6 protein-coding genes are annotated in these 9,995 nt (G+C 47.8%); 1 reads left to right on the top strand and 5 read right to left on the bottom strand.

All coding sequences use genetic code 11. The features are described 5' to 3' along the window. Nucleotides 1–552 precede the first annotated feature (552 nt). The gene (locus ABGY95_RS08955; RefSeq protein WP_347441335.1) at nucleotides 553–1,845 is read left to right on the top strand and encodes an aminopeptidase P N-terminal domain-containing protein; all 1,293 of its coding nucleotides are present in this window, start codon (nucleotides 553–555) and stop codon (nucleotides 1,843–1,845) included. On the opposite strand, the gene recG is transcribed toward ABGY95_RS08955, so the two are convergent. From recG to ABGY95_RS08930, 5 genes are all read right to left on the bottom strand, one after another. After that, nucleotides 1,842–3,863 carry an ATP-dependent DNA helicase RecG gene (gene recG, locus ABGY95_RS08950; RefSeq protein ID WP_347441334.1) on the bottom strand — a complete coding sequence of 674 codons (2,022 nt, stop codon included), beginning with the start codon at nucleotides 3,861–3,863 and terminating at the stop codon, nucleotides 1,842–1,844. The two genes, ABGY95_RS08955 and recG, sit on opposite strands and share 4 nt — an antisense overlap. A gap of 4 nt (nucleotides 3,864–3,867) precedes the next feature. Continuing rightward, on the bottom strand, nucleotides 3,868–5,565 hold the full coding sequence (gene recJ, locus ABGY95_RS08945) for a single-stranded-DNA-specific exonuclease RecJ (RefSeq protein WP_347441333.1): 1,698 nt from the start codon (nucleotides 5,563–5,565) through the stop codon (nucleotides 3,868–3,870). Between the two features lie 179 nt (nucleotides 5,566–5,744). After that, a complete protein-coding gene (gene ileS, locus ABGY95_RS08940; protein WP_347441332.1) occupies nucleotides 5,745–8,522 on the bottom strand; it encodes an isoleucine--tRNA ligase in 2,778 nt (925 codons plus the stop codon). 235 nt (nucleotides 8,523–8,757) lie between these two features. Further along, on the bottom strand, nucleotides 8,758–9,357 hold the full coding sequence (locus tag ABGY95_RS08935) for a thioredoxin family protein (RefSeq protein WP_347441331.1): 600 nt from the start codon (nucleotides 9,355–9,357) through the stop codon (nucleotides 8,758–8,760). A 190-nt stretch (nucleotides 9,358–9,547) separates the two neighbouring features. After that, nucleotides 9,548–9,763 (bottom strand): hypothetical protein, encoded by a 216-nt coding sequence (locus ABGY95_RS08930; RefSeq protein WP_347441330.1) that lies wholly within the window; start codon nucleotides 9,761–9,763, stop codon nucleotides 9,548–9,550. Nucleotides 9,764–9,995 lie beyond the last annotated feature (232 nt).

Genomic DNA, 9,995 nt, shown 5'->3' with positions numbered 1-9,995 from the left:
AACAACGAAGCCCTGCGCAGAAAGTCTTTCCAGCCCGAAGGGTGGCTATCGACAAAACGAGCTATGCTCGCAAATTTAAAGAATCAATAACTCACACACCGACAACGGGAGTTGCCGGAGGTGCCCATAAATGAATAAAGTTTATTTAAGCACAAGACATAAACCTAATAAATGAGATGATTTGAAAGGAAAAATAAAACTGATCCAATTTTATACAGTCGTTCATGGAGCACCCTAAAAAGAGCAAGAAAATTCAATACAGCGCCCACCATCCTTCGTATTGTTATATCCGTCTTAGTGATTGTAAATTATTAACCCCGAATCAATTTCTTCAAAAGGACTTAGGCAAAATTAATATCGTGATAAAACCGCCCCCAAGGTAAATCATTACGATCCCCCCCGTGGGCTGTTTGGCCGGTGAACACTCACCCGCCAGACGGCAACCCTCCACCACCTCTTGGTGCGTCCCTAGCCACAAAGTTGCCCCCAGCTTTCTTGATCTGAATCTGATTACGACTTGCGGTAGCTGATTTTTCACGCTCCTATCTGCACATGCGCTACGTAGCTATCGACCCACGACTTTTCATCCGCAATCGAGAACGACTCTCCAAGCTACTCAAACCGAATAGCATCGTCGTGCTCCACTCCAACGATATCATGCCAATGTGCGCGGATGGAGTCATGCCGTTTGTTCAAAATTCTAACATGATTCACCTAACGGGAGCTGACCAAGAAGAGACTATTTTAGTGCTCTACCCAGATGCCTCTGATGAGAATCAAAAAGAAATCCTTTTCGTACGTAAAACCAACGAACACATAGCTATATGGGAAGGCGATAAATACACCAAAGAGCGTGCTACGGAAATTACAGGTGTAAAGAATGTGCAGTGGACTGACAGCTTCGACAGCACTTTCCACAGCTTGGTTCAACAAGCTGAACATGTCTATTTATCCACTAACGAACACCTCAGAGCCGATGTTTCCGTTGAGACTAGGAATGACCGTTTCATCAAAAAATGCCAATCTGCATACCCCCTCCATAAGTACGAGAGACTTTCACCATTGATGCATAAACTTCGAACAATCAAACAACCTGAAGAAATAAAGATAATGCAAAAGGCCTGTGACATCACTGAATCTGGATTCCGTAGAATTCTCAAACTCATCAAGCCCGGAGTCGGTGAGTGGGAAGTCGAAGCTGCCCTCACCCATGAATTCTTAACCCATGGCTCTAAAGGTCATGCATACACTCCAATCATTGGCGGTGGCCGCAATGCCTGCGTACTCCACTACATAGAGAATAGCATGCGCCTGCAGGACGGTGACATGGTGCTGATGGATGTAGGAGCCGAATACGGCAACTGGAATGCAGATATGACTCGCACTGTGCCAGTGAACGGAAAATTTACAGACCGTCAGCGAGCCGTCTACGACGCGGTCCTCAAAGTCATGCGTCAGGCAAATGAAATTTTACGTCCTGGACTACGCCCTAGTGAATACCAAGCACAAGTCCTAGAATTCATGCAGGATGCTCTCGTTGGCCTAGGTCTGATCGACGAAGAAGACGCGAAAAGCCAAGACGCCAGCAAGCCTCTTGTCAAAAAATACTTCATGCACGGCACCTCACACCACATCGGCCTCGACGTTCACGATGTGTCTCCATTCAACGAACCTTTCGCCGTAGGCCAGGTCCTCACTATCGAACCAGGCATTTATATTCGTGAGGAGAACCTCGGCTGCCGCATTGAAAATGACGTTCAGATCCGAGAGAACGAAAACTTTGACCTGATGGCCAACATCCCTATCGAAGCTGACGAAATCGAAGCCTTGATGGCTGGAGTCTAAGCCCTCACTCCATCATCCACCATCATATCTAGCAACTCCGAATGAGCTGCTAGATATGGATCTTCTTGCAATAAGGCGTCAGCTAGTCTTCTAGCTTCGCGCACTAAATCAGTATCGGCGAGGTATTCGATAAACTTCAAGTCAGTTAGACCACTTTGTTGGGTTCCCATTACATCCCCTGGTCCACGTAGCCGAAGATCAGCTTCGGCAATTTTGAACCCGTCATCGGTTTGCACCAATTCTTGCAGCTTCTCAAGAGCGGCCGAGCTTTTACCGTCGGCCACTAAAACGCAGTAACTTTTGTGATTCCCTCGACCAATACGCCCGCGGAGCTGATGCAGTTGAGATAACCCAAACCGCTCAGCGTTATAAATCACCATGAGGTTGGCATTAGGTACATCCACGCCCACTTCAATCACAGTTGTTGCTACTAACACATCAGTTTTCCCATCCCGAAAGTCTGCCATCACTGACTCTTTTTCATCGGCAGTGACTTTTCCATGAAGTAAGGCCACCTCATACTTGCTCAGACGCTTCTGCCATTTTTCAAATTCTACTGTTGCCGAGCCAGCCTTGAAGGACTCACTTCCCTCGACCAAAGGATACACCAGGTACGCTTGGCGGCCGACATCGAGCTGTTGTTTCACAAATTTAGTCACATCACTCACTTTAGCCTTCGGCCTCAATGCCGTGATTACCTTCCCCCTGCCAGCCGGTCGCTCGTCTAATAAAGAAACATCTAAATCTCCATATATCGTGAGCGTTAGAGTTCTTGGAATAGGTGTTGCTGTCATAACTAACACATCAGGCATCACACCCTTCTGAATCAGCCTACTCCGTTGTTCCACCCCAAATTTATGCTGCTCATCAATGATCACCAATCCCAGATCCTCGAAAGTCTCCTCGCCATAAAGTAAAGCGTGCGTTCCTACCAACAGCTGAGCTTGGCCCGCCCCTCCTTCATCCTCTTTTTTCGCGGAAGTTCGCAGCCCAACTTGAACGCCCAAAGGTGCCAGCCACTTACAAGATGTTAGAAAATGCTGCTCAGCTAGTATCTGGGTGGGAGCCATCAATGCCACCTGAGCCCCGCTCTCAATAGCTAACAAAGCAGCACACATAGCAACAAATGTTTTACCTGAACCCACATCTCCTTGAAGCATTCTATGCATAGGCCTAGGGCGCCTCATATCTCCGACGATTTCCTTCACTGAGCGTTTTTGAGCACCAGTTAGATCAAATGGCAGACTCTCGTAAAAAGCCTTCAGCAGGCTAGTCTTTTTGCCCAAAACCCTACCTCGCTGAGCATCATAGCGGCTCTTCCTCCATGCCACATTAAGCTGAAGAATAAAGAATTCCTCTAGAGCAAAAAAACGTCTAGCGGCCTGAGCCTGGGCCATATTTTCAGGGAAATGCACTTCCCTATATGCATCTACTCTTGGGTAGCTGTGATCGACTTGGTATGCTCCACGCAAGCTATCTGAATTCAAATTAGCACGGAAACCATAGATAATCTCACGTACCCGCCTCTGAGGAATTCCCGCAATATTTTTATAGATAGGAACAATCCTATCCACGTGCACGCTGGCATCCACCATGTCGTTGATAATCTCAAAGTCGGGATGATCTATTATTAACTTTCCTGCTGCTTCCTTAAGCTTTCCAAAAAAAACGAGTTCGTGGCCGACGGCTAACATTTTTGCAATGTAGGGCATATTGAACCACCGCAGAACAATTGTGCTATCGGAGAATCCATCGTCAGTTCCCACCACCACTTCGTGGACCCCCTTACGCCCGCCTCCTCCCTTGCGCTGGCAATCAACCACCACGCCCCGAAGACACAGTGATCCACCTGTAGCTTGAGCTGGGAATGCTGCGAATTGCCGACGGTCCTCATAGCGCCTAGGGAGATAATCTAACACATGCTGCACTGTCGACAATTTAGCCGCAGAGAAGGCTATAATTTCCTTTGCAGAAAGAAAGCCTAACTCAGCAAGTTCAGCAGACGCATTGAAACCCATAAGTCTATCTTGAGTGAGATGCCCGCACGTCTTGGATCACCATTTGCAAGCTAGTTCGTCCTCTAAAGGTGTTCCTATCAATAGTGAATGCCACGTCCCATGGTGGGTCTGGCAAAGTTCGCTCACCACCCCCAAAGAAAATAGCATCATGTTCAGAAATGCCTTGGCGTAAAAACAACTTAAGGTGATTATTTTTAAGGTGCCTAGGCGCTTCAGTGAGCCAGACCTCACGACTCATAAACACCGGCTGTGGATTCTGGCTACCAAACGGCTGCAAGAGATCGTAACTATCCATGAACTCGAGAGAGAGTTCCTCGAAGTCAATTTCTGAATCAACGTTCATCCTTGGAGCCCTCTGCTCCTTTGTGCTTGTAGTCAATACGTACTCTGAAAAATTATTACGGAAGTCATCTAACTTCTCCTCGCGAATACTAAGACCTGCAGCCATATCATGGCCACCACCCGCAATCAAATCATCAGGGCAAGCCTGGATGGCACCTACGAGAGAGATCCCCTCGACACTGCGGCCACTACCTTTCCCCAAACCTTCCTCGTCAACAGAGATAATAAAAGTGGGCTTATAAAATTGACGCATCAAGCGTGAGGCTACTATGCCCACTACTCCTGGGTGCCAATTTCGAGAGCCGAGAACAATCACTGGGTCATTGACTGGATCACATTGCTCGTGAACCATCTGCATAGCCTCTCCTCTAATCTGCTTTTCATGTGCTTGGCGCTGGCAGTTGTATTCATCGAGCAAGGAAGCGATGCCATGCGCAGCCTTCAGGTCTTTTTCAACAAGAAGAGCCAACGCATCCTCAGGACGATCCATTCGACCAGCAGCATTGATTCGCGGGCCAATCCTAAAGCCGACATCCATGCTGCTCACATTATTTGACAATCCTGCAACCTGTTGAAGAGCTTGTAATCCAGCATTGTTAGTCTGCGGAAGACGCTTCAATCCATGGCGCACAAGTAATCGGTTCTCTCCAACAAGAGGCACGATATCAGCCACAGTCGCCACGGCCACCATGTCAATGTAGTCACGAAGGTCAAAGCCATCCACTTTTCGGCGCTTCAGCAGCGCATGAGCTAACTTAAAAACAACTCCAGCAGCACAGAGGTAGTGGAAGTCATCACCCAACTTAGGGTTCACCACCGCTACACAGTCAGGACACCCTCTCACTGACATTTCGTGGTGGTCCACCACTATTACGTCAATTCCAATTTCTCCTAGACGATCAATTTCGTCTAAAGATGCTGTACCACAGTCCACAGTGACGACTAGGTCCGGCTTCCCGTGCTCAGCTAATAAATTATCAATAGCTGCAGCGCTGAGCCCGTACCCCTCTCCGCCCCGTTTAGGAATATAGATCCCCCCCTTGATGCCATAGGCATCTAGAACTGTCCGCATCAGTGCCACTGAAGTGACTCCATCCACATCATAATCACCATATACAATGACATGCTCACCTTGCTCGGCTGCTTGGAAAACCCGAGCCACGGCCGCCTCCATATTGGGCAACAAAAACGGGTCACTTAAGTCCTTGAGCCGAGGATTTAGAAAAGTTTCAATTGATTCCTCACCAGAGACACCTCTTTGGCCTAACAACTTCAAAAGAATGCTCGGCACGCCTTCGACATTGATTTCACTACTCGGCGGATCTTTTTTCAAAATCCATTGTCTAGGCTCCTCTTGCATCTATAGCGCCCAAGCTAGCCCTGCTCTCACAACTCCACAAGAATTCTTTCAGATTTACGAAAGAGTTCCAGCCATTGCGTAAATGTGAATTACCGCTCTCTCCCTTTTCTATGGAAAAAGCCCAATCCTGAGCGCAAAAAAGCCCGAAACCAAAAGGCTTCGGGCTTTGAAATAAATGGTTAGCTATTTACTACATCTTCGCAGCGGGCGCAGAGTCCACTCTCCAGTAGTGGCTCGTAACGGCGGCAGCGTGGGCACATTGCGTACTCAGTAGCAGAAGCTTCGGCAGTTAGCTTGTCACCAGTCTGGACTTTAAGATCAGCAAGGATGAAGAACTCCGTCGCAAATTCACGGTCATTGAGTTGCTCGAGAGCTTCGAAACTAGCTGGGACTGTGACGAGTACGGATGCTTCGTTATTTTTATTGAAGTCCTTAGCCTGCACTTTTTCTTCGATAGCTGTCTGAATCACACCTCGAGCTTCGAGTAGAGCAGCAACCTTTGTGGAAACAACTGATGGAGCCCACTCATCCTTAGCTTTAGGGAAGTCTTGTTCATGAACAGAACCTGCGAATCCAGCATGCGCCCAAGCTTCGTCAGATGTGTACGCTAGCACAGGGGCGAGAAGCGTCACTAGTGATGTGAACACTTCGTGCATCACGGTCTGGGTCGCTCGACGGCGAAGACTCTCCTTGGAATCACAGTACATGCGGTCTTTGGTCACATCCACATAGATCGCTGAAAGATCAGTCGCGCAGAATTGGTTGATCTGGTTGAAAACCTTGCGGAATTCGAATGTTTCATAGGCTGCTCGGCATTCAGTGATCACCTCGTGGAGCCGTTCTAACACCCATTGGTCAAGAATTGGCATGTCAGCTTTCGCAATGGCGTCAGTCTCAGGATTGAACCCATCCATGTTTCCTAGGAGGATTCGAAGTGTGTTACGAAGACGGCGGTATGGTTCAGCAATCTGCTTAAAGAGGTCTTCACCAAATGGAACTTCAGTCTGCCAGTCGACACTGGAAACCCAAAGGCGAACGATATCAGATCCGTACTTGTTGTAGTAATACGCTGCATCGATCGGCTTACCGCTCTTTTCAGCTTCTGATTTGGAAAGTTTTGTGGATTCACCGTTGGTTTTGCCAGCTTTTTTCGCCTTAAGTTTGTCTTGATCGACCACGAACCCATGAGTCATCACAGATTTGTAGGGTGCTGCGTCACGCAGGCCTACTGAAAGCATGAGTGAAGACTGGAACCAACCACGGTGTTGGTCAGTAGCCTCGAGGTAAAGATCTGCGGGACCTTCTAGCTCGGGACGACGCTCTACCACAGCCTTGTGGGATGAACCAGAATCGATCCACACGTCGAGCGTGTCGCGACACTTCTTGTAACCTGTCGGTAAATCGAGACGCTCACAGAGTTGTTCGTCAGTCAGCTCAAACCAGATGTTAGAACCTTCTTGTTCAATGAGGTCCGCGATCTTGTCAGCAGTCTCAGCATGGATCACGGCCTTGCCTTCTGTGTCGAAGAATACAGGGACCGGAACACCCCAAGTCCGCTGACGGGAAACACACCAATCTGGGCGAGCTTCCACAGTTCCGTATATGCGGTTACGCCCCCACTTAGGTAGCCAGTTGACCTTATCGATTTCTTCGAGAGCCTTTTCGCGGATTCCCTCGAGCGAGATAAAGAATTGTTCAACAGCACGGAAAATGATCGGAGTTTTTGATCTCCAGCAATGTGGGTAGCTGTGGTAGTAGTTTTCCTTACCTAGAAGGAAACCTGCCACCGCTAAAATTTTGATAATTGGCACATTACAGTCGAATACGTGCTCACCAACAAGGTTAGGCAGCCCGCATTCATCAGTGTACTTACCTTCGTCATCGACTGGAGAAAGAACTCCTAGTCCGTTTTGCTGCCCAACAGCATAGTCATCAGCACCGTGCCCCGGTGCAATGTGCACAGCCCCTGAACCAGATTCAGTAGTAACAAAGTTCGCTAGGATGAGCTTAGATGTTCGCTCGAGAAATGGATGTTGCGCTTCGAGCCCTTCGAACTCGTCACCTTTGACCTCTTGGAAAATCTCTTTGAGTGCGAAGCCGGTTTTCTCTTCGATAGCTTCAAGCAGATCTTTAGCGATTACTAGATTCTTAGAAATGACCAAACCTTCGTGGTTCACTTTCTCAAATCGGCCTACCACATACTCGATACGCTCGTGGACTGCCACGGCAAGGTTTGCTGGAAGTGTCCATGGTGTTGTTGTCCAGATCACCATGGAAACGTCTTTACCGAACTTATCAGAATTCAATGGGAACTCAACGTAGAGTGAAATCGACTTCTTATCCATGTACTCGACCTCAGCCTCTGCGAGCGCAGTTTGGGCGCCGTAGGACCATTGAACCGGCTTCTTAGATTGGTACACATTACCACGCTTGATCAGCGCTGAAAATGAACGAACGATGTCAGCCTCGTAGGCTGAGTCCATTGTGAGGTAGGGATTATCCCAATCACCAAACACACCTAGACGACGAAACGAAGCCTTCTGGGTCTCGATCCATCCACTTGCGAAATCGACACAACGACGGCGGATTTCAGCTGGCTCTAGGTCGCGTGCATTTTGGCAAACTTTGAACTCGATTGGCAGACCGTGACAATCCCAACCAGGGATCATTGGGGTCTCAAATCCCGCCATAGTCTTGGACTTAAGAACTAAATCCTTAAGCACTTTGTTGAGAGCTGTACCCATGTGCACATCACCATTGGCGAACGGAGGTCCATCGTGCAAAATAAAGCGCGGAGCATTCTGATCTATACGGCGCTTTTGAATACGCTGGTAAAGACCGTTAGATTCCCATTGGTCGAGTCGCTGAGGCTCCTTCTTCACGAGGTCTCCACGCATTGGGAAAGTCGTTTGGGGCAGACTTAGGCTGTCTTTGTAGTTTTGGGCGTCCTTGCTCATAGTAAAAATAAATTCGGCGGAAACTAGTCAGCAATAGCCTCTGGGTCAATCGCGCATTCAGCTAAAGTGTGAGGTAAACTCTCAGTGTTCCGTATCAACAAAATGAAGAAGATCTAAATGACCTTCCCCATTTTACTATATTGTATAGCTCCCACGCTGATATGGCGCCATTAAATACCCGACTCAGAGTTCCCAATTTGAGGTCTCATGTGGACGATAAATGCATCTCACACAGTTACTCTTTAGCGTCTTCAACCAACTCTTCGGCGACTGGGGAGTTACTCAGAATTGATTTAGCCAAACCTTCCGTTACATCTTTAGCTCCTTCAGGTACGCGAACACGTGTAATACCTGCTGGAAGATCCCCTCTTTTACCTCGAACCATCATATCCTCAACGCTACGCTGATTCTGAGATCCTGGTAGTTCACCCTCTTTCATTGTGAATTCACCTTTGATTTTCTCAGTGTGTTTCTTAAAGGCACGCTCCAGTTTTTCGTCATTTTGGACACTTCTAAGCTCATCCACCTCTTTCCCGTTTAGAAAAAACTTCAGCACTGGAGTCTCATCAATTTGATATTCATTCATCGCCATGGTCGCAGCCTCACCAGGCCTACCAACGTTGACTTTCATGATAGCAGAATGCTCAGCATACTTTATAGCCATTGCATCCAATTTAGGACTTAGCGCCTTACTCGCAGGACAAGTCGAACTGTGAAAATTCAGCACCACAAGCACATTGGGCTCAGCCAACCAAAGTTTCACATCAGAAGTCGAAGCATTGTACACACGACTAATACCCTGACGACGCTCAGCAGGAAGACTTTCACCAGTCATCTCAGAGACTATTGACTCCAATTGATCACAGGATACCGCACAAAGAAGACAGAACAGCCCAACACTATGATATAAGACATATTTCCACATACCATGGATCAAATATCCCAGATTCTCTCTAGCGACAACCCTTATTCAAATTGAAAAACAGTATACACCACTCATTCCTATAACTCAACAGGGTCAAGAGTTAGAGCTTAACTGGGAAGGTTGGACCGAGTTCAGAGCCAGCATGAAGGATATGACTAGGCAACCCTTCAGTAATATCCGTGGCATCAGCAGCACCCCTTGATCTTTCGATTCCCGCAAGAAGTCCACCTTTTTTTATGCGCACCATCATCTCCTCCAAGCTACGTTGTGAGCGCATACTAGGAAGCTCAGCCTCGTGCATTGTATATTCACACATCAAATATAGAAGCGTGCTTATTAAGGGAAAAATCTAGATCCTTTTCGCCCTTGGATTCAAACCGGAAGTGCACCGCTTAACTTGAACAACGGCCCAGATGCTGACTAGTATCAGCACTGGCTCCACCGTTCAAAACCGAGCCTGTGCCAAATGACCTATAAACATCTGAGCCGCGAAGAGCGGTATACCATATCTATCCTACGCCGCAAGGGCGAGTCCAACGCATCCATAG

Origin of the sequence: Rubritalea sp. (genome assembly GCF_039830215.1) — a bacterium.
Taxonomy (GTDB): domain Bacteria; phylum Verrucomicrobiota; class Verrucomicrobiia; order Verrucomicrobiales; family Akkermansiaceae; genus Rubritalea.
This window is presented reverse-complemented; position numbering and strand designations above follow the sequence as displayed.